General features: G+C 63.1%; 22 protein-coding genes. 11 read left to right on the top strand and 11 right to left on the bottom strand.

Annotation, left to right across the window (positions count from 1 at the left end; genetic code table 11):
* Positions 1-40: 40 nt before the first annotated feature.
* The 3 genes from ACE10Z_RS16090 to ACE10Z_RS16080 are packed head-to-tail and all read left to right on the top strand — an operon-like array spanning position 41 to position 2,845.
* A complete protein-coding gene (locus ACE10Z_RS16090) occupies positions 41-862 on the top strand; it encodes an ABC transporter permease (protein ID WP_375788790.1) in 822 nt (273 codons plus the stop codon).
* The gene (locus ACE10Z_RS16085; protein WP_375788789.1) at positions 859-1,839 is read left to right on the top strand and encodes an ABC transporter ATP-binding protein; all 981 of its coding nucleotides are present in this window, start codon (positions 859-861) and stop codon (positions 1,837-1,839) included. The genes ACE10Z_RS16090 and ACE10Z_RS16085 overlap by 4 nt, the downstream gene beginning before the upstream one ends.
* Positions 1,832-2,845: an ABC transporter ATP-binding protein gene (locus tag ACE10Z_RS16080; RefSeq protein WP_375788788.1), complete on the top strand. Its 1,014-nt coding sequence runs from the start codon at positions 1,832-1,834 to the stop codon at positions 2,843-2,845. Before ACE10Z_RS16085 ends, ACE10Z_RS16080 begins: the two co-directional genes overlap by 8 nt.
* Here ACE10Z_RS16080 and ACE10Z_RS16075 read toward each other — a convergent pair.
* Positions 2,830-3,195 (bottom strand): invasion associated locus B family protein, encoded by a 366-nt coding sequence (locus ACE10Z_RS16075; protein WP_375788787.1) that lies wholly within the window; start codon positions 3,193-3,195, stop codon positions 2,830-2,832. The two genes, ACE10Z_RS16080 and ACE10Z_RS16075, sit on opposite strands and share 16 nt — an antisense overlap.
* Positions 3,196-3,293: 98 nt before the next feature.
* On the opposite strand from ACE10Z_RS16075, the gene ACE10Z_RS16070 reads away from it, so the two are divergent.
* From ACE10Z_RS16070 to ACE10Z_RS16060, 3 genes are all read left to right on the top strand, one after another.
* Positions 3,294-3,428 carry a hypothetical protein gene (locus ACE10Z_RS16070; RefSeq protein ID WP_375788786.1) on the top strand — a complete coding sequence of 45 codons (135 nt, stop codon included), beginning with the start codon at positions 3,294-3,296 and terminating at the stop codon, positions 3,426-3,428.
* Positions 3,429-3,628: 200 nt separating this feature from the next.
* Positions 3,629-4,093, top strand: a complete 465-nt coding sequence (locus tag ACE10Z_RS16065; protein WP_375788785.1) for a GNAT family N-acetyltransferase — start codon at positions 3,629-3,631, stop codon at positions 4,091-4,093.
* Positions 4,094-4,309: 216 nt separating this feature from the next.
* Positions 4,310-5,344 (top strand): AI-2E family transporter, encoded by a 1,035-nt coding sequence (locus ACE10Z_RS16060; RefSeq protein ID WP_375788784.1) that lies wholly within the window; start codon positions 4,310-4,312, stop codon positions 5,342-5,344.
* On the opposite strand, the gene ACE10Z_RS16055 is transcribed toward ACE10Z_RS16060, so the two are convergent.
* The 8 genes from ACE10Z_RS16055 to ACE10Z_RS16020 all read right to left on the bottom strand — a co-directional run bounded on the left by ACE10Z_RS16055 (position 5,341) and on the right by ACE10Z_RS16020 (position 14,325).
* Positions 5,341-7,059, bottom strand: a complete 1,719-nt coding sequence (locus ACE10Z_RS16055; RefSeq protein WP_375788783.1) for a metallophosphoesterase family protein — start codon at positions 7,057-7,059, stop codon at positions 5,341-5,343. The genes ACE10Z_RS16060 and ACE10Z_RS16055 overlap by 4 nt on opposite strands.
* 290 nt (positions 7,060-7,349) lie before the next feature.
* Positions 7,350-8,531, bottom strand: coding sequence for an epoxide hydrolase family protein (locus tag ACE10Z_RS16050; RefSeq protein ID WP_375788782.1), 1,182 nt, complete (start codon positions 8,529-8,531; stop codon positions 7,350-7,352).
* A gap of 75 nt (positions 8,532-8,606) precedes the next feature.
* Positions 8,607-9,560: a hypothetical protein gene (locus ACE10Z_RS16045; RefSeq protein WP_375788781.1), complete on the bottom strand. Its 954-nt coding sequence runs from the start codon at positions 9,558-9,560 to the stop codon at positions 8,607-8,609.
* A 136-nt stretch (positions 9,561-9,696) separates the two neighbouring features.
* Complete coding sequence (gene gfa, locus ACE10Z_RS16040) at positions 9,697-10,260, bottom strand: S-(hydroxymethyl)glutathione synthase (protein ID WP_375788780.1); 564 nt, start codon at positions 10,258-10,260, stop codon at positions 9,697-9,699.
* A gap of 33 nt (positions 10,261-10,293) precedes the next feature.
* Positions 10,294-11,403 carry an S-(hydroxymethyl)glutathione dehydrogenase/class III alcohol dehydrogenase gene (locus ACE10Z_RS16035; RefSeq protein WP_375788779.1) on the bottom strand — a complete coding sequence of 370 codons (1,110 nt, stop codon included), beginning with the start codon at positions 11,401-11,403 and terminating at the stop codon, positions 10,294-10,296.
* Positions 11,404-11,453: 50 nt separating this feature from the next.
* Positions 11,454-11,981, bottom strand: coding sequence for a c-type cytochrome, methanol metabolism-related (locus ACE10Z_RS16030; protein WP_375788778.1), 528 nt, complete (start codon positions 11,979-11,981; stop codon positions 11,454-11,456).
* A gap of 73 nt (positions 11,982-12,054) precedes the next feature.
* Positions 12,055-13,857, bottom strand: a complete 1,803-nt coding sequence (gene xoxF5, locus ACE10Z_RS16025) for a lanthanide-dependent methanol dehydrogenase XoxF5 (RefSeq protein ID WP_375788777.1) — start codon at positions 13,855-13,857, stop codon at positions 12,055-12,057.
* Between the two features lie 129 nt (positions 13,858-13,986).
* Positions 13,987-14,325 carry a hypothetical protein gene (locus ACE10Z_RS16020; RefSeq protein WP_375790131.1) on the bottom strand — a complete coding sequence of 113 codons (339 nt, stop codon included), beginning with the start codon at positions 14,323-14,325 and terminating at the stop codon, positions 13,987-13,989.
* On the opposite strand from ACE10Z_RS16020, the gene ACE10Z_RS16015 reads away from it, so the two are divergent.
* Positions 14,279-15,253 carry a helix-turn-helix domain-containing protein gene (locus ACE10Z_RS16015; RefSeq protein WP_375788776.1) on the top strand — a complete coding sequence of 325 codons (975 nt, stop codon included), beginning with the start codon at positions 14,279-14,281 and terminating at the stop codon, positions 15,251-15,253. The genes ACE10Z_RS16020 and ACE10Z_RS16015 overlap by 47 nt on opposite strands.
* A 29-nt stretch (positions 15,254-15,282) precedes the next feature.
* A complete protein-coding gene (locus ACE10Z_RS16010; RefSeq protein WP_375788775.1) occupies positions 15,283-15,699 on the top strand; it encodes a YkvA family protein in 417 nt (138 codons plus the stop codon).
* Here ACE10Z_RS16010 and ACE10Z_RS16005 read toward each other — a convergent pair.
* On the bottom strand, positions 15,696-17,060 hold the full coding sequence (locus tag ACE10Z_RS16005; RefSeq protein WP_375788774.1) for a histidine kinase: 1,365 nt from the start codon (positions 17,058-17,060) through the stop codon (positions 15,696-15,698). The genes ACE10Z_RS16010 and ACE10Z_RS16005 overlap by 4 nt on opposite strands.
* Positions 17,061-17,241: 181 nt before the next feature.
* Between ACE10Z_RS16005 and ACE10Z_RS16000 the strand changes: the two genes are divergently transcribed.
* Positions 17,242-17,862: a response regulator gene (locus ACE10Z_RS16000; protein ID WP_375788773.1), complete on the top strand. Its 621-nt coding sequence runs from the start codon at positions 17,242-17,244 to the stop codon at positions 17,860-17,862.
* Between the two features lie 30 nt (positions 17,863-17,892).
* A complete protein-coding gene (fghA, locus tag ACE10Z_RS15995; RefSeq protein WP_375788772.1) occupies positions 17,893-18,738 on the top strand; it encodes an S-formylglutathione hydrolase in 846 nt (281 codons plus the stop codon).
* A gap of 179 nt (positions 18,739-18,917) precedes the next feature.
* On the opposite strand, the gene ACE10Z_RS15990 is transcribed toward fghA, so the two are convergent.
* A complete protein-coding gene (locus ACE10Z_RS15990; RefSeq protein ID WP_375788771.1) occupies positions 18,918-19,514 on the bottom strand; it encodes a DUF3280 domain-containing protein in 597 nt (198 codons plus the stop codon).
* A gap of 56 nt (positions 19,515-19,570) precedes the next feature.
* On the opposite strand from ACE10Z_RS15990, the gene ACE10Z_RS15985 reads away from it, so the two are divergent.
* Positions 19,571-20,752 (top strand): ABC transporter substrate-binding protein, encoded by a 1,182-nt coding sequence (locus ACE10Z_RS15985; RefSeq protein WP_375788770.1) that lies wholly within the window; start codon positions 19,571-19,573, stop codon positions 20,750-20,752.
* The last annotated feature ends 1 nt before the right edge of the window (position 20,753 follow it).

Genomic DNA, 20,753 nt, shown 5'->3' with positions numbered 1-20,753 from the left:
CACGTTCGACCGTGCCCCCTGTTAGGGCGGAGCGGCCGCGATGAAGCTTGGGACCAGCGCGATCATCGGCGGGATGCTGTTCGCGCTTGCGATCTTCGTCGGCCTGTTCGCGCCCTGGCTGGCACACACCGATCCGGTGATGGGCGCCAACCTCATGAATGCGGAAGAGCCGCCGAGCTGGGTCTGGTGGTTCGGCACCGATGCGCAGGGCCGCGATATCTATTCCCGCGTCGTGCACGGCGCGCGCATCTCGCTGACGGTCGGCATCGTCTCGCAGCTCGTCAACAGCGTCATCGGCGTGACGCTGGGCCTGACCGCGGGCTATTGGGGCGGCTGGTGGGACGATGTCGTCAACGGGCTGACCAATCTGATGCTCGCCATCCCCTCGCTGATCTTCGCACTCGCCATCATGGCGGTGCTTGGGCCCGGCCTGACGAGCCTCCTGATCGCGCTCGGATTGACCAACTGGTCCTTCACCTGCCGGATCGCACGCGCCTCAACGCTGTCGCTCAAGAGCCAGGGCTATGTGCAGGCCGCAACAGTGCTCGGCTATGGGGACTTGCGCATCATGATCACGCAGTTGCTGCCGAACATGGTCGGCCCCATCATTGTCATCGGCACGCTCGGCATGGGCGGCGCGGTGCTGGCAGAAGCTTCTCTTTCGTTCCTCGGCCTCGGCATCCGTCCACCCTATCCGAGCTGGGGCAGCATGCTGTCGGAGGCGCGCGACCAGATCACCACGGCGCCGTGGCTGTCGGTCTTCCCCGGCCTCGCCATCTTCCTGACGGTGCTCGGCCTCAACCTGCTGGGCGATGGCTTGCGCGACGTGCTGGATCCCCAGTCGCGGAGCCGACGTGCATGACCGCCACTCCGCTGATCGACGTCGAGGACTTGCGCATCGATCTCTCCGACGGCGCCAACCACGTTGCAGCGGTCGAGGGCGTTTCATTCCGTATCGATCGCGGCGAGACATTCGGCCTTGTCGGCGAATCCGGCTGCGGCAAGAGCATTACTGCTCTCGCCTTGATCGGCCTGCTGCGCCGGCCGCTCTCGGTCGCCGCCGGCGCGATACGTTTCGAGGGCCGTGAGATTCAGGGACTTTCCGCGGCCGAGCAGCGGGCGCTGCGCGGCAACCGCATCGCCATGATTTTCCAGGAGCCGATGACGGCGCTCAATCCGGTCTCGCCGGTGGGCCGGCAGATCGCGGAGATGTTCGTGCTGCACAAGGGCAAGAGCTGGCGCGAGGCAAACCAGCTGGCTGTCGAAGCGCTGGCGAACGTGCGTGTCCCCGCACCGGAGCGGCGGGTGAAGGATTACCCACACCAGCTTTCCGGCGGCATGCGCCAGCGCGTGATGATCGCCATCGCGCTGGCATGCGATCCGGATCTTCTGATCGCCGACGAGCCGACCACCGCGCTCGACGTCACGATACAGGCGGAGATCATCGAACTGATGCGCAATCTGTGCGCCGAGCGAGGCACAGCGATCCTGATGATCAGCCACGATCTCGGCCTCGTCGCCAACGTCTGCCGCCGCGTTGGCGTCATGTATGCCGGTCGCATTGTCGAGGAACGCAGCTCGGACGACATCTTCCGCGCCTGCGCACATCCCTACACGCAAGGCCTGGTCGATTCGCTGCCGCGGCTGGGCAGCCGCGCAGCACTCGGCCGGTCGCGGCTCAGGGAAATCGCCGGCGTCGTCCCGGCGATCGCGGACTTTCCGAGCGGCTGTCGCTTCAATCCGCGTTGCGCGCAGGCGACCGAGATCTGCCGGACCACCGCACCGGAGACGACATGGCTCGGTGCAGGCGGGCTTGTCAGGTGCCACCACCATGCATGAACCGGCGGCGCGGCCCGGCGACGATATCATCCTCAGCGTCGAGGATCTCGCGGTCCATTTTCCGCTCGGCGGGGGCTTGCTGGGCGGCAGCCAGCGGCTGCTGCGCGCGGTCGACGGCATCGATCTCGAACTGAAGCGCGGCGAATGCCTCGGCCTCGTCGGCGAATCCGGCTGCGGCAAGTCGACCGTCGCCCTTTCGCTGCTTGGGCTGCTGACGCCGACGCGCGGCAGGATCGTGCTCGATGGCCACGTCGTGACGGGCCAGCGATCGATCGATCGAAAGCTGCTGGCTCGCACCGCCCAGATGGTGTTTCAGGATCCCTACGCCTCGCTCAATCCGCGTCAGACCGTTCGCCGCACGCTTGAAGACCCGCTACGCCTGCATGGCGTGACGACCAAGAGCGAGATCGACGGACGCATTGCGGCGATGCTCAAACATGTCGGCCTGCGGCCCGAACAGGCCGGCCGCTACCCGCATGAATTCTCGGGTGGCCAGCGCCAGCGCATCGGCATCGCCCGCGCGCTGATCCTCAATCCCAAGATCGTCATCTGCGACGAACCGGTCTCGGCGCTCGATGTCTCGATCCGTGCCCAGATCATCAATCTGCTGCTGGAATTGAAGGAGAGCCTAGGCCTCTCCTACATCATGATCAGTCACGACCTCGGCGTGGTCGAGCACATGAGCGACAGGGTGGCGGTGATGTATCTCGGCCGCATTGTGGAGACAGGCGGCTGGCGCGAGATCTTCGAACGGCCGGCACACCCGTATACGCAGACCCTGATCGCCGCCATTCCCGATCCGCTACGCCGCGCACCGCTTGCGACGACAAGGGGCGAGCTTCCCAATCCCCTCAATCCGCCGGATGGATGTGCATTCAGCCCACGCTGTCGCTACGCCGAAGCGGTGTGCCAGCGCGAGCCCGGGCCGTCGCTTGAAACGCGTCCGGACGGGCATGCGGTCCGGTGCTGGCGAGCTGACGAGATTGCCGATCAACCTCCAAGCTGAATGGTGCGCTCCAGCGCAGCGGCGAAGCCGTTGAGGGGGACATTGAACACGACGGGCTGCCCGTCACTGATGTTCTGCGCGGCAACGGTGAGCGTTTTGGCCTTGCCGATGGTGTCGGTCACAACCGTCGGAAAGGATACCGGTAGCAAACAGCCGTGCGCGGTGCAGGTGGGGAATCGGGTCTGCTCCAGATCCTCGCCGTCAAGCTTGAGGACGACCCCGGCGTCGAACTTCAGCCCGAACGGCATCAAGATGTTGCCATCGGCCTTTCCGTCCCTGGCAAGCAGCTCGATGACGACGAGAGCTGCGATCGCCCGAAGACGCCTGTCTATTGCGCTGACTCTCACCATGCCTTCGCTCCGCCTCGTCACATCTCGAAACCAAGATTCACTTTACGTGGGTATAATTCCCACGTATGAGAGGTACGTGTACTTGGAGAGCCGCCGACATGCAAGAGACTATCGCAGCCGCCGTGATTGTTGCGATTGTTGCATTCTGCGGCGGGTATTTCTGGGCTGTAGCGCGTGAAGCCAAGATTGCGAACAAGGCCTTGGACAAGCAACAGCGGAAATGGCCGCGGTGACCGACGGTCCCGGCAATCTATGACGACAGATCCGTCATTCCGGGGCTCGCGAAGCGAGAACCCGGAATCCATCCACAAAGCCAGCGGCCCGATCGATTTAGACCCGTGTCATCGATGGATCACCCGCCCTGCGCAGCTAGCCCGCCCCACCTTCCTCCCGTGATTTGCCCGCGGGACACGTTTTCAACTAAGGTCGCGGGATGGATATGCTCGTCAAGCTCTATGCCCTGCCCGATTCCCGGCCTGCCTACGATCGATTGCTCAAGGCCGGAATTGTCATGCGCCGGGCGCTCGCGCCCGAAAAGCACAAGGTCGTGGCCTGGGTGCGGGAAACCTTCAGCGAGGCATGGGCCAGCGAAACCGAGGTCGCGTTCAGCCGCGAGCCGGTCTCCTGCTTCATCGCGATCCAGCAAAAGAAGATCCTGGGATTCGCCTGCCACGACGCGGCCTGTCGCAACTTCTTCGGTCCGACCGGCGTCGCACCGAAGGCGCAGCAGGGCGGCATCGGCAAGGCGCTGCTGTTCGCCTGTCTCGAGGACATGAAACACCAAGGCTTCGGTTACGCCATCATCGGCGGCGTCGGACCGGCCGAATTCTATTCGAAGGCCGTCGGCGCGGTGGCCATCGAAGGCTCCGCGCCCGGGATTTATCGGGGACTTCTGTAGCCGCGCCGCAGTATCGCGCCAGCTCGTAGAAATGGATGGGCGCGCCTGGCGGTCGCAGCGGTCTTGCGCACCTAGCAGTGCACGTCGGAACATGGCACACTTGCGATCGGTCGCACCTTTCGTGAGGTCTCCTTCAGCTTGACGGTGGCCACGGTCTTGTCGCGCAGCGAGACAGACTGACAGTCGTTTTGTTCAAGAAGGTCGGATAACCCAAAGATGGGCGGCGGGTTGAAGATCACGACCGGCATCATCGCCGCGGTGCTGGTCACTGCGGCGGTGGCTCAGGCACGCAGTGTGCTCGCTCCGCTCGCGGCCGCCCTGTTCATCATTGCGATCGTCTGGCCCATTCAGGAACGGCTCCAGTCGTGGCTACCGAAACTCCTCGCGCTCGCCATCACGGTCGTTGTTACGACCGCAACCTGCGCCGCGTTTACCTCACTGGCGGCGTGGGGTTTCGGCCGCGTCGGGCGGTACCTGATTGCGGATGCGGCGCGGTATCAGGCCTTCTACGACGCCGCGGTGATCTGGCTGGATGGCCATGGCGTCTCGTTCGCCGGCCTTTGGGCGGAGCATTTCAATGTCGGCTGGCTGCTGCGCACCACGCAATACGTCACGGGCCGCATCAACACCACGTTGAGTTTCTGGCTCATCGCGCTGGTCTATGTTGTGCTCGGACTTCTCGAGGTCGACGATGCGGGTCGACGAATCCAGCGGCTGGAGAATCGCACGGCTGCGCGCGTGCTGCTCAAGGGCAGCAAAGCGACGGCCGCCAAGTTCCGGAAATATATGTTGGTACGGACGCAGATGAGCGCGGTCACGGGCCTGCTGGTCGGCCTGTTCGCTGCCGTGACCGGGCTGCCTTTCGCATTCGAATGGGGCGTGATCGCATTTGTCCTCAACTACATTCCTTTCATCGGCCCTTTCATCGCGACCCTGTTCCCCACCTTGTTGGCCATGACGCAGTTCGAGAGTTGGCCCGCGGTGTTTGGTGTCTTCGCCTGCCTCAACGTCATCCAGTTCGTGGTCGGCAGCTATGTCGAACCGCGGGTCGCCGGCTCGACGTTGTCGATCTCGCCGTTCCTGGTGCTGTTTGCGATCTTCTTCTGGAGTTCACTTTGGGGCCTGTTCGGGACTTTCATCGGTGTGCCGATCACGCTCGCTATTCTGACCTTCTGTGCTGAGAGCCCCTCAGCCGCCTGGATCGCTGATCTCTTCGGCGGATCGCACGAAGATGAGCCGGAAACGTCCTAGTTTTTGGCGATTTCCACTCGCTCGGGCTTCGCGAGGCAGAGCTTCCAATCCGGCCCGACTGTCATTCTGTGGATGTAAAAATAGGTGACTGCATCATCGGCGCCCATCACCGGCGACGGGGCCGAGACGATCCTCGACGCACCACATCTACCGATCCAATCGATATGACGGTGACCGTGCATCACGACCGAGCGATCGGAGAACTTTTGCAACCTGCGCACAAACCAGCTGCCGTTGATCAAGGCCGTCCCGATGCGCTCGGCAAAGGTCTTCACTGGCATGGGATATTCCATCAAGTGATGATGTAGCGCGATGGTCCAATACGCCGTCGGAAAATGACGAATCGCAGCTTCCAATCGCCGCGTTTGCGCTTCCGAAACCAATCCGAGCGCGTTGGTGAAGGAGAAATGAGTTTCGGCATTGGAGTTGAGAATGGCGATCCCTAGGCCGCCGTCCTGGTCCGGCGGCAAGATCATTGGAAACTGATCATCGAACAATCCGCGCAGCGCAGCTGCGCGGCGAACGCCGCCGTGCTGCGCAAATTTCGTTATCCGATCATGATAGGGCGCCAGCGCCTGATTCAGCGTCACCGATGGTTTGCCGGAACCGTCGATAACGCGCACGCGATCGCCCTGGACAGCCGCGATCGCTGATAGGGTACGCATCTGCCGCAACCGCTTGCCTGGGCTGAACGGAAGGTCGAGGCGCGCGGGATTGGCGCGGTCTACAACGTTAACGTCATGATTTCCCGGAAGCATGACGACGCGCGCGGCGAGTTCGGGATGACTTGCCAATGTATCAAGAAATTCGGCCCATTCGCCGGGCCGGCCGGCATCCGTCATGTCGCCGCTGATCAACACGTGGTCGAGCGGATCAACGGCGTGAATCTCGGCAAGCCTCGCCAGCACGCGATTGAAGCGTTCGTTTCCCTGCGGACCAGCCGTCCCGCTTTCGATGCGGAAACCGTATCGCTCGCCGACCACGTGGAGATCGGACAGATGTGCAAGGCGCCAGAGACGGCCTCCGGACGGCGTTGCGTCGAACGCGGCAAGATCAGCCGGTTGGTCCATACTGGCGTCGGCTACGCTCCAGGCCAACGATGCGACCGCAAGATAGCAGGACACGAGCACCACAGCGTTCGCGAACATCGGCATCACAAGACGATGGATCAGGACCAGGTCATTGATGGTCGCGGTCCATTGCGAAGCAGGCCAAGCCAGGACCGCGACCAAGGCCGCACCAGCAGCGAGCAGTATGCCAGCGCCGACAGAGCAGCCGCGGCGCAGCCTCATGCGCGAGGCAGGAGTTGCGCCAGTGCGCCAAAGCAGCTCCGCCAGATGGCCCAGCGCCTCGCGCGCGAACGCGTAGCTCGGTTGGATCGCGAGCGCGTTGAGTGACCAAAAGCTGGTTTCCGCGATTTGAATTAGCGGTCGGCCGCCGAGCCATCCTAACGCCGCGATCGCAACCAGCGCCAGCACGGCGCCCACTTCAGACAGTGCAAGAACGTGTTGCGAAAGGCTCGAAATCCAGACGGACGCGACCAGCGGCGCAAGGCCGAGCAGCACGCCCGGAAGCAGGATCGAAATCGTCCAGGCAAATAGCAGTTTCGCCGGGCTGATCTCGACGAGAAGGCTGCCCACGATCGCGAACAACGACCGCTGCTCGGGGCTGGCGGCATTGTCCTCAAAGTCGCCGTGGCGGGGATCAAGCAGCATGCCGACGTCCCTCCGTTGCACAGCGCATTCTGTCACAAACCGCCCCAGACCAACATACGCGCGATCGACCCTGGTGGCGGGTTGCGTCGTTGACATCAATGCTTGCCTGGAGGTTTCGCTGGGGCCTTGATCGGGAGGCTGAGGCGACCAAAAGCTGATCGATTCAGCGGTCACGACGCGTGCTGCTGACGAATAGGGTCGGCTAGGGCACAACATCTCTTGGTGGCGTCGTAGCGGAGCCAGTCCGTAGATGGGTGGAGCGTAGCGATACCATCATTCGCGCCTCGAATCTAAGTTGACGGGTATCGCTCCGCTCGCCCCATCCGCAGCTGGCGCAGCTTCCCGAAAAACTCCCGCACCTCGCCGACAAACAGCTCGGGCTGCTCGAACGCCGAGAAATGTCCGCCCTTCGGCATCTCGCGCCAGTGCTGGATGTTGGTGAAATTCGTCTCCATCCATTTGCGGACCGGCGTGACGATCTCCTTGGGGAACACGGCAACGCCGGTCGGCACGCCCACCTTGTGCGGGGTTCGCTTGCCCGGCCCAAAACTTTCCCAATAAAGTCGCGCCGACGATGCGGCCGTCTCGGTCACCCAGTACAGCATGACATTGTCGAGCAGTTCGTCGCGGCTGAGGATGTTTTCCGGATGGCCGTCGCAGTCGGTCCAGGCCCAGAACTTTTCCAGGATCCAGGCCGCCTGCCCGCTCGGCGAATCCGTCAGGGCGTAACCAAGCGTCTGCGGCCGGGTGGCCTGCTGCTTGGAATAGCCGGAATCCCAGTCGGCATAGTATTTGATGCCGTTGAGCGCACGGGTTTCCTCCGGCGTCGGCTGGCCCTCGACATTGGGCCGGGTCGACATCGCCAGCGTGATGTGAATGCCGGCGCAGTGCGCCGCGTCCTGCCCGCCGATCGCGGTCGTGACCGCGGAGCCCCAATCGCCGCCCTGCGCGAAATACCTGGCGTAGCCCAGCCGTTCCATCAGGACGGCCCAGGCGTTGGCGATGCGATCGATGCCCCAGCCTGTCGCAGTCGGCTTGGCCGAGAAGCCGAAGCCCGGCAATGACGGGCACACCACATGGAAGGCATCCGCCGCGCTGCCGCCATGCGCCGTCGGATCGGTCAGCGGTTCGATCACCTTGTGGAATTCGACCACCGATCCCGGCCAGCCATGGGTGATGAGCAATGGCCGCGCCTCAGGATGCCTGGAGCGGACATGGATGAAGTGGATGTCGAGCCCGTCGATTTCGGTCGTGAACTGGCTGAAGCGATTGAGCTGCGCCTCGCGCTGCCGCCAATCATAGGTCTCGGCCCAATAGTGGCAGACCTCCTTGATCCATTTCAGCGGCGCGCCCTGACTCCAATCGTCGACCAGTTCGGCCTCCGGCCAGCGGGTCCGGCGCAGCCGGGTGCGGAGATCCTCGAGGACATCGTCGCTGACGGCGATGCGAAACGGGCTGATGGCGGTAGTCATGGCGTCTCCCCGGGCTCGAAACCTGCCCGGGGAACATAGGGTCGGACCGTCAGCCGATCAAACCGTCAGGTGACGCTATTTGCCGATCGCCGTCTCCAGCAGCGCCTGGGCCTGCTTGGTGGCTTCGGCGAATGCCGGCTGCTCAGGGGCGTGCTGAACGAAGCAATGCTTGAACGCATCTTCGCCCTGCTGGCGCAGGTCGCCGAGTTTGTCATAGGCCTTCCGGGTGATCTGCTTGCGCTCGACCTTCTCGGCCGCTTCGCTTGCCTTCTTGTTGTAGTCGGTGCGGATCGTCGTACAGGCCGGCACCTGCACGATGGGCTCGATCTCGCCATAGGCGATGTAGAATTTGCCGTTGGCGAGCGCCGCGACGAACACCTCGTCGGCCGCCTCCGGGGTTGTGTCCTGAGTGCGGCCGGCGAGGAAACCGTAAGTGAGCGTGGCCGACGCGGGCTTGACGACCGGCAGCTCGTTGAAGTTGATCACCGCGGCATCGGTCGAAATCGCCTGCGTGTACAGGCCCTCGAACTTCAGAGCCGGTTCGATCTGCTGCGGCACGTTCTTGCTGCCCTTGTCCCACCATGTCTTGTGCTCGTGCAACCAGCGCGTGAACAAGGCTTCGGAGGTGACGATGATATGGGCTTTCGGCTCGACGAAGCTGCCGTCAGCGCGTTTTTCGCCGATCTTCCCGCCGTCCCTGCCCTTGTCCGCATCGAAGCGCAGGCCGTCCAGCATGCCGAACCCCGTGTCGCCCTTATATAGAGTGTCGAGATTGAGCTGCGCTGGCGCGAAGCCCGGCCGGACGGGCTGGGACAGGATCGCGATCAACTGCCCCTTCAGCTCGTCGCGCGCGGCCGCCTCGGCCTTGTCGACGGCCTCATTGATCTTGTTGTCGTTCGACAGCTTGGCGAACTTGGCGATCGCAGCGTCACGCGCGGCGATGTAGCGGTCCTCAGGCGACGCGGCGCGGGCCGGCGAAAGGACCAGGATCGGGGATAGGACGAAGGCAAGGCGGAAAATAAAATGCATGCCCTGTGGTCGCCCGCAGGGCATGCAAGGTTCAAGGTCACGGGTACTACCAGCATATCCGTCGCCGGCAGGCCTCTGCCGACACCGGATCTCGTCAGGGCCGGCCGGTCAGACCGCCCTTGTCAGGCTGCCGCGGTCAGGCCGCCTTGGATTTCGCCACGTGGGTGGCAATGGCGTCCATCAGCGCCGGCGACAGGCAGTCATAGGGCTCGAGCCCAAGCTCCTTCAGCCGCGACCTGATCCCGGCCATGTCGGCCGGCTTGACGCCGGACTCGATCACAGACGAGACGAAGGCGGCGAACCCGGGCGCTGCAGAGCCGGACTCCTGGAACAGCTCCGGATGGATGAAGTCGAGGCCATAGAACGGATGGCCCTTGTTCTCGATCCGGCCGTACATATGCGTGCCGCATCCGGTGCAGGCATGCCGCTGGATCACCGCGGCGCTATCCACGATCTTCAGCTTGTCGCCGTTCTCCAGCACGGTGACGTTCTCGCGCGGCACCACCGCGACCACCGAGAAGGTGGCGCCCGAAGGCTTCCAGCATTTGGTGCAGCCGCAGGCGTGGTTGTGGGCGACGTCGCCCTTGACCCCGACCTTGACCTTCTTGTCCGCGCATTTGCAGACCAGTGTGCCGCCGGCAAAACTGCCGGAGCCTTGCTTGACGCCGTTGTCGACTGACGGGTGGATATGAACAGTCATTGACCTATCCTCCTATTGCTTGGTGTTTTGATTTCAGAACACGACGACCGAACGGATCGACTTGCCCTCGTGCATCAGGTCGAAGCCCTTGTTGATCTCGTCGAGCTTCAGCACGTGGGTGATCATCGGATCGATCTGGATCTTTCCGTCCATGTACCAGTCGACGATCTTCGGCACGTCGGTGCGGCCGCGCGCGCCACCGAACGCGGTGCCCTTCCAGACGCGTCCGGTGACGAGCTGGAACGGCCGGGTTGCGATCTCCTTGCCGGATTCCGCGACGCCGATCACGACCGAGACGCCCCAGCCGCGGTGGCAGGCTTCCAGCGCCTGGCGCATCACGTTGGTGTTGCCGGTGCAGTCGAAAGTGTAGTCGGCGCCGCCGTCGGTCAGGCCAACCAGGTGCTGGACAATGTCGCCGCTCACCTTGGTCGGGTTGACGAAATGCGTCATGCCGAACTGGCGGCCCCAATTGTCCTTGGAGTCGTTGATATCGACGCCGATGATCTTGTCGGCCCCGACCATCTTGGCGCCCTGGATCACGTTGAGGCCGATGCCGCCGAGGCCGAACACGACGACGTTGGAGCCCGGCGTCACCTTGGCGGTGTTGACGACGGCACCGACGCCGGTGGTGACGCCGCAGCCGATGTAGCAGCTCTTGTCGAACGGCGCGTCCTCGCGGATCTTCGCCACCGCGATCTCAGGCAGCACGGTGAAATTCGAGAAGGTCGAGCAGCCCATGTAGTGGAAGACGGTCTTGCCCTTGTAGCTGAAGCGCGAGGTGCCGTCGGGCATCACGCCCTTGCCCTGGGTGGCGCGGATCGCGGTGCAGAGATTGGTCTTCTGGCTCAGGCAGCTTTTGCACTGGCGGCATTCCGGCGTGTAGAGCGGGATCACGTGATCGCCAGGCTTCACCGACGTCACGCCGGCGCCGACCTCGCGAACGATGCCGGCGCCTTCGTGGCCGAGGACCGAGGGGAAGATGCCTTCGCTGTCGAAGCCGTCGAGCGTGTAGGCATCGGTGTGGCAGATGCCCGTCGCCTTGATCTCGACAAGGACCTCGCCGGCCTTGGGGCCTTCCAGGTCGAGCTCGACGATCTCAAGCGGCTTCTTGGCTTCAAAAGCGACTGCGGCGCGGGTCTTCATCTTGGTCTCCACTAAACATCAAACAGGTTTGTCATTCGCGCCGGTCAGGCTCAGTTCTTGGTGCCCATGCAGGCGTCTTCCGCCTTTCCATAGGCATCCGACTTGTCTTCGTGCTTGGCCGGTCGAACACGCCCAACCGCATCATTGGCGCGGGCGCGCAGGTACACATAGAGGTCGTCCATGTAGCAGGCAACGTTCGGGTTATCGCCGAATGCCGGCATGACGTTTTCCTGCGACGTCGATACGTTCTTGCGCCCGCTCGCGACCACGCCCATGAAGTCGGCATAGCTCATGGTCTTCAGCGAATCCTTCAACGCCGGCGCATATGTCGAGCCCATGCCGTCGGGTCCGTGGCAGACGTGGCACTCCGAATGATAACGGCGGTAGCCGGAGTAGGTGTACCAGTCCACCGTACCGTCGGACGCGACCTTGAACGTCGGGTTTCCATCCTTGTCGAGATACTTGCCGTCCTCGGACTTGACGGCGGTTGGATCACCCACGTCCTCGGCGGAGGCAACTCCCCCTATTGCCACGACGAAGATCGCGGCAGTCACAAACCAAATCTTACGCAAAAGCATATCCTCGCGTGCGGATTGAAGACGGACCGGCGCATGGAGATCGCTCCATGCGCCGGAACGAGGGTTGCTCAGCTCACTGCGGCAGCGAGAACACGGTGAGCGTTCCGCCGAGCGCGGTGTAGTTGCTCAGCGCGGCATAGCCGCCGACTGCACCGAGACCGGCAGTCGGATCAGTCAGACCGGCCGCGAGGCCGATGCCTGCCCAACCGCCAACACCCGACAGCACGGCAATGTACTGCTTGCCGCCGTTCTCATAGGTGGTGACGTTGCCGATGATGCCGGACGGGGTCTTGAACTTGTAGAGCTCCTTGCCCGTCTTGGCGTCGACTGCCTTCAGGTAACCTTCGAGCGTGCCGTAGAACACCACGCCGCCGGCGGTCGCGAGTGCACCCGACCAGACCGAGAACTGCTCCTTGTTCGACCACACGATCTTGCCGGTCTTGCCGTCCCAGGCGATGAAGTTGCCCATGTTGGTCTCACCGGGAGGCGGATACATCGACAGCGTCGCGCCGACATAGGGCTGACCTGCGGTGTAGCTCACCTTGAACGGCTCATAGTCCATGCAGACGTGGTTGGTCGGCACGTAGAACAGCTGGGTGTCCGGCGAGTAGGCTGCCGGCTGCTCGTCCTTCGAACCCAGCGCCGCAGGGCAGATGCCCTTGACGTTGTGGTCCTCGCCGGCCTTGTCGGTCGACGCTGCGTCAAGAACCTTCGGACGACCATAGGTCGGCGAGCTCTTGTTCATGTCGACACCGGAGGTCCAGTTCACCTTCGGATCATACTTCTCGGCGACCAGCAATTCGCCGGTGACGCGATCGAGCGTGTAGCCGAGGCCGTTACGATCGAAATGCGTCAGCAGCTTGCGCGCCTTGCCGTCGATGTTCTGATCCGAGAGGATCATCTCGTTGACGCCGTCATAGTCCCATTCATCATGGGGCGTCATCTGATAGACCCACTTGGCAACGCCGGTGTCCGGATTGCGTGCCCAGATCGTCATCGACCACTTGTTGTCGCCGGGACGCTGCTTTGGATTCCAGGTCGAGGGGTTACCCGATCCGTAATACACGAGGTTGAGCTCGGGATCGTAGGAGATCCAGCCCCAGGTCGCGCCGCCGCCGATCTTCCACTGATCGCCTTGCCACGTCTTCAGGCTCGAGTCCTTGCCGATCGGCTTGCCAAGCTCGGTGGTCTTATCGTCGACCAGGATCTGGTCATCCGGACCTTCCGAGAATCCGCGCCAGACCAGCTTACCGGTCTTGAGGTCGTAAGCCGTCATGTGAGCCTGAACGCCGAACTCGCCGCCGGAGATGCCGACCAGGACCTTGTCCTTGACGACCATCGGCGCCGATGTACCGGTCGATCCCTTGCTCGGATCGCCGTTCTTGACGCTCCACTCCACCTTGCCGGTCTTCGCATCGAGCGCAACCAGCGTGGTGTCGGCCTGATGCAGGATGATCTTGCCGTCACCATAGGCGACGCCGCGATTAACTGTGTCGCAGCACATCACCGGAATGACGTTCGGATCCTGCTTCGGCTCGTACTTCCAGACGATCTGATTGTCCTTGGAAAGGTCAATAGCGTAGACCTTGTTCGGGAACGGCGTATGCACGTACATCATGTTGCCGATGATCAGCGGGCCGCCTTCGTGACCGCGCAGCACGCCGGTCGAAAACGTCCACGCTACCTGCAACTTTCCGACGTTCTGGGCGTTGATCTGATTAAGCTTCGAATAGCGCTGATTGGTGTAGTCGCCGGTCGGCATCACCCAATCTTTCGGGTTCTGCGCCATCTTGTGGAGTTCGTCATTGGCGTTGGCAGCTCCGGCGGCGAACACCGCCATTGCCCCAAGGCTGGTCGCGTAAAGCAGCTTGCGCATCGTGGATTTCCTCCCAGGTTCATGAGCTCAAGGGTTTCCGCCGAAACGGCCCCACTTCTTCCATTTTGGTAGCTCACTGGTAGTCCCATCGAACCGCGCTGACTTGCCCAGCAGCGAAGCGCCGTTTGCTCAGAAGCGAAGCATCGTCAGATTTTTGCGGTCGGTCCGCGAATTGGCAGGAAAGACTGCTTCATGTTGCAGGGCATCAAACGTCTTCAGTGCTGTTCCAGCGTCGGATAGAACCGGCCCAAGGTTGCGCTTGACGCGCCCAGAACTAAGTCGGAGGATCACCCGGCATTGTCCGGGAAGAAATCCCGCCGCCTCCCTAAGCTGTTCAGAATCAGGGAGAAGGCGCATCATCCCGGGCCAGATTTCAGCTCGGTGAGCAGTCACGTTGGGGATCGAATCGGTGGCTGGAAAGATGACCGATACAGTCCATTCACTCAGCACGAACGGATTGACGCCCAAGCGGCAGATCCAGCGCTGGTCGGATGCGCTCACTGACCTGTGCGGTCAGTTCGACGTCGATGCGCTGGAAGGATCCTCGCTCGAGGGCCGGATCAATTTCACGACGGTATCGCGACTGAAGCTGTGCCAGATCGAGGCAAGCCAGCACCGCATCGCCCATACCGTCTCGCGTATCAGGCTGAGCGAGCATCCCTACATCAAGATCGTCTTCCAGACCCACGGCGTCTCGCATTTCGAGCAGGACGGTCTGCACTTCGACATCATGCCGGGCGACTGCTTCGCCTACGACGTGTCGTGTCCGCATACGATCATCAGCCCGTCCCTGACGCGTCACGAGGTCGTCATCGTTCCGAAGGACCTGCTCAAGGAGCGCGGCTTCCAGCTCTCCAAGATGGCGCCGTGCAAGCTGTCGGCGCGCAACGGCACCGGCCGCATCGCCTATGATTTCGTCCATGCCGCGTTCGGCGAGGCGCCGACGCTGACCCCGGTCAACGCCGTCGGCGTGGCGGATGCGCTGATCGACCTGCTGCTGCTGCCGCTGCGCGAGACCGGCGCGATGTTCGACCGTGGCAGCGCCGAGGCGACCTATGTGCGGGCCCAGGGCTTCATCCGCGAGCATCTGCGCGATCCGGATCTCTGCATCGACCGCATTTCCACGGCGCTCGGCTGCTCGAAGCGCTATCTGCACATGCTGTTCAGCGATCGCGGCATGACGGTCAGCGACTACATCTGGAAGGCCCGGCTGCAGAATTGCCGGCAGGAGCTGGAATCCCAGAACGGCAAGACCATCACGGACGTCGCCTTCTCCTGGGGCTTCTCGAGCTCATCGCATTTCAGCCGCGTATTCCGGAAGTATTTTGGCATCGCGCCCTCCTCCGTGCACAAGGGTCTGCACGGTGGCATGCCGGTCGATGTGGTACTGGAATAGCGTTTCGCCTGGCGTGCAGGCGCCACGCCATGCCGTCCATCAAGCTATCCTCAATCAAAATTTCCTCAATCAAGGCTTGGGCGCGCAACCTCAAACGAGACAGCGTCGCCCTGTATCTCGCGTCGCGTGATCCGCGCATACCTTGGTACGCAAAGGCCCTCGCGGTCGCCATCGCGGCCTATGCGCTCTCACCCATCGACCTGATCCCGGATTTCATCCCGGTCATCGGCTATCTCGACGATCTCATCCTGCTGCCACTCGGCATCTGGCTTGCGATCTCGCTTGTTCCAGACGAGGTGATGGCAGAGTGCCGCGCCAATGCCAGTGCCGTCTTGCAGCGCCCGACCAGCCGGGCCGGGATGATCGCGATCATCGGGCTCTGGATCGCCGGCGCTCTCGCGCTGGCATGGGCCGCATACGCATACTGGCCGCGAAGCGCGCTCTAAGCCTGCGCGGCCTTTGGCACCAGCGCCTCGACCGTCACGCCGTCATCGGTGGAATTGATGTTGAGCGTGCCTCCGAGCGCGAGAATTCGCTCCTGCATGCCGGTCAAACCGCGGCCAAGCCGGTGATCCCTGAGCAGGCCGCGGCCGTTGTCGCGGACGCGCACCAGCGCGCAGCCACGGCTGCCGCGCAGGCCGGTCGGCCGCTCCGCAGGCTCGATCGAGATATTGACTGCCGTTGCGTCGGCATGGCGGAACACATTGGTGAGCGCTTCCTGGACGATGCGATAGATCGTCAGATCGGCCATCTCGCCGGTCTTGCCGAGATCAGGCGATATGCTGCTCTCGATCTCCACCTCCGGGTGGGTCTCGCTCCACAGCCGCACCAGCGCACCGAGCGCTTCCGCAAGCCCAAGCTCCGCCAATCCTACCGGACGCAATCGCTCCAGGATGCGGCGAGTGAACTGCTGAAGCGCGTTGACCTGCTCGAGGATGGCGTTGCCGTGCTTGCGTAGCGCAGAGGGATCCGGCTTTTCAACCTCCGAGAGCCGCGTCAGCGCGCCGGCATGCGCGCGCAGGGCGAACAGATAGGGCCCGAACTCATCGTGTAATTCGCGCGCGATCTCCTTGCGTTCGGAATCCTGCAGCGAGACCGCGCGCTCGGCCAGCTGCCGCTTGCTGTCCACGGCTTCGCCCAGGGTCGCCGCCAAATGGTTCAATCTGGCACAGATTGCGGCCAATTCAGGCGATCCGCCGGGCTCGACGCGCGCATCGTAATCCCCGGCCTCGATACCGGTCATGGCCTGCGACAGCGCCTCCAGCGGCGCAAGCGCGCGGCCGACCACCAGCATGGTCACCAGCAGCAGCGCCACCGCGATCGCGGAGCCGACCTCGAGCTGGGTGACGATGCCGTCCCAGATCTCGGCCATTTCGTCATCGGGATGCGACGTGATGACGAGCGATTGCGGCTTGCCGTGAACCGAGATCGGCACCCGCACCGAGGTCTGCTCGGGATGAACCAGCGCGACGAACCACTCCGGCGGGGCGCGCGGATCGCCTGCCTCCTCCAGGCGCGCGGGAGACTTTGCGGTCGCGTCATCTTGCCGCGTGATGCTGACATGACGCAGCCGGCTCAGATCCTGGACGATCTGGTCGAGCCGCGCATCCGGATCCGGCGCCTCGTGGAGACCGGCCACGATCGTCGCAACAAACTCGCGCGCCAACCGGATCACGCTCTGATCCTCGGCCTGTACGCGCGGGCCCGCTTCCAGCACGAGCCGCGCAATATTGATGCCCAGTCCAAGCGCCAGTATCAGCGCCAACAGCAGGTTGATCCGTGCGCGCAAGGATAGCTTTTGCCACATGACGTTGCCCCCGACCGCGATCCCTCCTCCGAGAGGATCGTTGACAGCCAAATTTGCCCGGCTATCTAATCGCACCCTATCGCAATCTCGTGCGAGGTGCACAACCGGTCGGAACCGAGGTGTTCTTCGTGCAAATCGATGTGACGATGAGCTAGTCGAAGCAGGTCGCCGGAACAATGCCATGCGCATTCTGATCGTTGATGATCACCCCATCGTTGCCTCCGGTTGTCGCACCGTGTTCGCCGATGATCCCGAGATCATCCTGCTGGAAGCTGCGGATGCCGAGAGCGGCGAACGGGCGTTCGTCGCGGAGAAGCCCGATCTCTGCGTGATCGACATCAACCTGCCGACGGTCTCCGGCTTCGAGTTGGCCCGCCGTATCCTGACCCGTGATGCATCCGCGCGCCTCATCATGTTCAGCATGAATGACGACCCGGTGTTCGCCGCCCGTGCCATCGACATCGGCGCCAAGGGCTACGTCTCGAAGACCGGTGATCCCAACGATCTGGTGGAGGCGGTGCGCGAGGTCGGCAATGGCGGCGTCTACCTGCCGCCGGCGATCGCTCGCAACGTCGCCTTTGCGCGACCGGGCTTTGCGCAGAATCCGCTTTCCAAGCTGACCTCGCGCGAGATGGAGATCCTGCGCCTGCTCAGTTCCGGCAAGAGCCTGTCGGAGATCGCCTGGCTGGTGCATTCGTCATACAAGACGGTCGCGAACACGTCATCGATCATGCGCCAGAAGCTTGGCGTGCGCACTTCGGCAGAACTCGTGCGCCTCGCGATCGAGAGCGGCGTCGGCTGACACCGCGCGCCAACACAGAGGAATATGACTATGACGATGCAGACGATTTCCCAGAACAAGTCGCATGGCGGCACGCAAGGCGTTTACCGGCATCCGAGCCGCGAGACCAAGACCGATATGACCTTCTCGGTGTTCGTCCCTGATCATGCGGCCGGCGCCAAATTGCCCGTCGTCACCTACCTGTCGGGCCTGACCTGCACGCACGCCAATGTCACGGAGAAGGGTGAATTCCGGCAGGCCTGTGCCGAGCTCGGCCTGATCTTCGTCGCGCCCGACACCAGTCCGCGCGGCGAAGGCGTTCCCGGCGATCCCGCCAATGCCTACGATTTTGGCCTCGGCGCCGGCTTCTATGTCGATGCAACGGAGCAGCCGTTCGCGACCAATTACCGGATGTGGAGCTATGTCACCGAGGAATTGCCAAGACTGATCGCCGAGCAATTCCCGGTCGACACGGCGCGGCAATCGATTCTCGGTCACTCCATGGGCGGGCATGGCGCGCTGACGGTGGCGCTGCGCTATCCCGATCGCTATCGCGCGGCGAGCGCGTTTGCGCCGATCGTGGCGCCATCGCAGGTGCCGTGGGGCAACAAGGCGCTGGGCGGCTATCTCGGCAGCAACAGGCAGGCATGGCGAAAGCACGATGCGGTCGCATTGATCGAGGACGGCGCCCGCTTCTCCGATCTGCTGGTCGATTATGGCGATGCCGACGGATTTCTCACCGAACAGCTGCGGCCCGAGCTCCTGGAGGCCGCCTGTGAGAAGGCCAAGATTCCCCTCACCTTGCGGCGTCAACCCGGCTACGACCACAGCTATTACTTCATCTCGACCTTCATGGCCGATCACCTGCGCTGGCACGCGGCGCGGTTGAAGGCTTGAACGCTACCTCGCGGGAGACGAGGTAGTTCATCTCCGTCACCCTGAGGAGGCCGCGAAGTGGCCGTCTCGAAGGGTCGACGGCCCGACTTTCACCGCGTGGCTGTAGCCGGGCCGATTCATCCTTCGAGGCTCGCTCCGCTCGCACCTCAGGATGACGGTCGCACATTTGTGCGCGCAAGCTACCGTGCTTGCGGCGCGCCGTAGTTCGGCGCGAGCAGACGGTTGCGCACGAGGTAGTCAGTGGCGCGCGACCAGGATTCGTCGGTGTTGCCGCGCATGTCGGCGCTTGCAGCTGCCACCAATTGCCCGGTATGCACGTCGCGCAGGTAGAGATTGATGTTGAGGATCAGGTTGGAGACCTTCTGAACCACGCCGGTCATCGCAAGATCGGCGCCCAGCTCGCCGGCCAGCTTCACATCACATCCGCCGCAGGCCTGAAGATTGCTGCCGTGCGCCGCAGCATTGACGGGCGCGATGTCGAGCACCTGGAACCTGCCGGAATCCGCAAGCTCCTTGCGCACCTGTTCGCCGGTGTGGAGCAGCCGCGCCTGCTCGTCGGCCCGCGGCCCGTCCACCTCCCCCTGCAAGCTGGTGTCGATCATCTCGAGGTCGAACACCGCGAGCTTGGGCGGTTCGGCGCCCGCCGCTGCAGACATCAGCAGCAAAGATGCGACGAACGCGAACGTTGTTCTCATGATTGTGAACCAATCGAAGATTGGTACCTCGCAACGACAAAATGCGGGGTTGCAAGCCAGGCCAATTCCGGCATCTTGCACGTCAACGCATGGCCCGACAATGCCGTGCCGAGTGAAGAATGACTGCGGGAGGAATTATGTTCCGATGGCTGATCGGCACGATCGCGCTCAGCATGGTGGCGACTAGAGCGCTGGCGGCTGATCCCGTCGAGGTCCATATCGGCTATCTCGGCCATGCCGGCATCAAATCGACACTCTCACTGGTTGAGCAACCGGCCGACAATGACGGCATCGCCGGCGCACGGCTCGCGATCGAGGACAACAATACCACCGGGAAATTCCTCAACCAGCGCTTCGTGCTCGATGAGGTCAAGGTCAAGGACAGCGACGATGTCGCCAAGGTCGCGACCGATCTCGCTGGCCACAACGACTATATCATCACCGACCTGCCCGCCGACGCCCTGCTCAAGGTCGCCGACGCGCTGCGCGATCGCGGCACCGTGCTGCTGAATGCGGGCGCGATCGACGATCGGCTGCGCGAACAGGACTGCCGCGCCAACGTGATCCATGTTGCACCGACCCGCTCGATGCTGGCGGACGCGCTTGGCCAATACCTGGTGTGGAAGCAGTGGAAGCGCTGGCTGCTGGTGACTGGCTCGCATGATCAGGACAAGCTCTACGCCGATGCACTGCGCCGCGCCGCCACCCGCTTCGGCGCCAAGATCGTCCAGGAACGGACATTCGAGGACACCGGCGGCGCGCGCCGCACCGACTCTGGCGTGACGCTGATCCAACGTCAGATGCCGGTGTTCACACAGCAGGCGCCCGCCTACGATGTGCTAGTCGCCGCCGACGAGAGCGAGGTGTTCGCGAACTATCTGCCCTACCGGACCTGGGACGCGCGCCCCGTTGCAGGTTCGGCGGGCCTGGTGCCGACCAGCTGGGACGCGGCGCATGACCAATGGGGGGCGGTCCAGATCCAGAATCGCTTCGTCAAGCTGAACATGCGCCGCATGACGGCGCTCGACATGCAGGCCTGGACCGCTGCACGCATGATCGGCGAAGCCACGTCCCGCACCAATTCGGGGGATCCCAAGAAGGTCATCGCCTTCCTCAAGGGCAAGGATTTCTCGATCGCCGCCTTCAAGGGCACGCGATTGACCCTGCGAGACTGGAATCTGCAGCTCCGCCAGCCGATCCTGCTGGCCGATGGTCGTATGGTCGTTTCCGTCTCGCCGCAGGAAGGTTTCCTGCATCAGGTCTCCGAACTCGACACCCTCGGTGTTGACCGGCCGGAAACGAAATGCAAGCTGCAGTGAG

The sequence above is a fragment of the Bradyrhizobium sp. Pha-3 genome, from assembly GCF_042258615.1.
GTDB lineage: Bacteria > Pseudomonadota > Alphaproteobacteria > Rhizobiales > Xanthobacteraceae > Bradyrhizobium.
The sequence above is the reverse complement of the archived record's forward strand: the minus strand, read 5'-3'. Positions and strand labels throughout refer to the sequence as shown.

What these genes read in the sequence shown, in the direction of transcription:
- ACE10Z_RS16005 (WP_375788774.1), bottom strand. Translation starts at nt 17,060, where the DNA reads ATGTGGCAAAAGCTATCCTTGCGCGCACGGATCAACCTGCTGTTGGCG.
- xoxF5 (WP_375788777.1), bottom strand. Translation starts at nt 13,857, where the DNA reads ATGCGCAAGCTGCTTTACGCGACCAGCCTTGGGGCAATGGCGGTGTTC.
- ACE10Z_RS16065 (WP_375788785.1), top strand. Translation starts at nt 3,629, where the DNA reads ATGGATATGCTCGTCAAGCTCTATGCCCTGCCCGATTCCCGGCCTGCC.
- ACE10Z_RS16050 (WP_375788782.1), bottom strand. Translation starts at nt 8,531, where the DNA reads ATGACTACCGCCATCAGCCCGTTTCGCATCGCCGTCAGCGACGATGTC.
- ACE10Z_RS15985 (WP_375788770.1), top strand. Translation starts at nt 19,571, where the DNA reads ATGTTCCGATGGCTGATCGGCACGATCGCGCTCAGCATGGTGGCGACT.
- ACE10Z_RS16035 (WP_375788779.1), bottom strand. Translation starts at nt 11,403, where the DNA reads ATGAAGACCCGCGCCGCAGTCGCTTTTGAAGCCAAGAAGCCGCTTGAG.
- ACE10Z_RS16080 (WP_375788788.1), top strand. Translation starts at nt 1,832, where the DNA reads ATGCATGAACCGGCGGCGCGGCCCGGCGACGATATCATCCTCAGCGTC.
- ACE10Z_RS16000 (WP_375788773.1), top strand. Translation starts at nt 17,242, where the DNA reads ATGCGCATTCTGATCGTTGATGATCACCCCATCGTTGCCTCCGGTTGT.
- ACE10Z_RS16055 (WP_375788783.1), bottom strand. Translation starts at nt 7,059, where the DNA reads ATGCTGCTTGATCCCCGCCACGGCGACTTTGAGGACAATGCCGCCAGC.
- ACE10Z_RS16085 (WP_375788789.1), top strand. Translation starts at nt 859, where the DNA reads ATGACCGCCACTCCGCTGATCGACGTCGAGGACTTGCGCATCGATCTC.
- ACE10Z_RS16015 (WP_375788776.1), top strand. Translation starts at nt 14,279, where the DNA reads ATGACCGATACAGTCCATTCACTCAGCACGAACGGATTGACGCCCAAG.
- gfa (WP_375788780.1), bottom strand. Translation starts at nt 10,260, where the DNA reads ATGACTGTTCATATCCACCCGTCAGTCGACAACGGCGTCAAGCAAGGC.
- ACE10Z_RS16075 (WP_375788787.1), bottom strand. Translation starts at nt 3,195, where the DNA reads ATGGTGAGAGTCAGCGCAATAGACAGGCGTCTTCGGGCGATCGCAGCT.
- ACE10Z_RS16030 (WP_375788778.1), bottom strand. Translation starts at nt 11,981, where the DNA reads ATGCTTTTGCGTAAGATTTGGTTTGTGACTGCCGCGATCTTCGTCGTG.
- fghA (WP_375788772.1), top strand. Translation starts at nt 17,893, where the DNA reads ATGACGATGCAGACGATTTCCCAGAACAAGTCGCATGGCGGCACGCAA.
- ACE10Z_RS16070 (WP_375788786.1), top strand. Translation starts at nt 3,294, where the DNA reads ATGCAAGAGACTATCGCAGCCGCCGTGATTGTTGCGATTGTTGCATTC.
- ACE10Z_RS16090 (WP_375788790.1), top strand. Translation starts at nt 41, where the DNA reads ATGAAGCTTGGGACCAGCGCGATCATCGGCGGGATGCTGTTCGCGCTT.
- ACE10Z_RS16010 (WP_375788775.1), top strand. Translation starts at nt 15,283, where the DNA reads ATGCCGTCCATCAAGCTATCCTCAATCAAAATTTCCTCAATCAAGGCT.
- ACE10Z_RS16045 (WP_375788781.1), bottom strand. Translation starts at nt 9,560, where the DNA reads ATGCATTTTATTTTCCGCCTTGCCTTCGTCCTATCCCCGATCCTGGTC.
- ACE10Z_RS16060 (WP_375788784.1), top strand. Translation starts at nt 4,310, where the DNA reads ATGGGCGGCGGGTTGAAGATCACGACCGGCATCATCGCCGCGGTGCTG.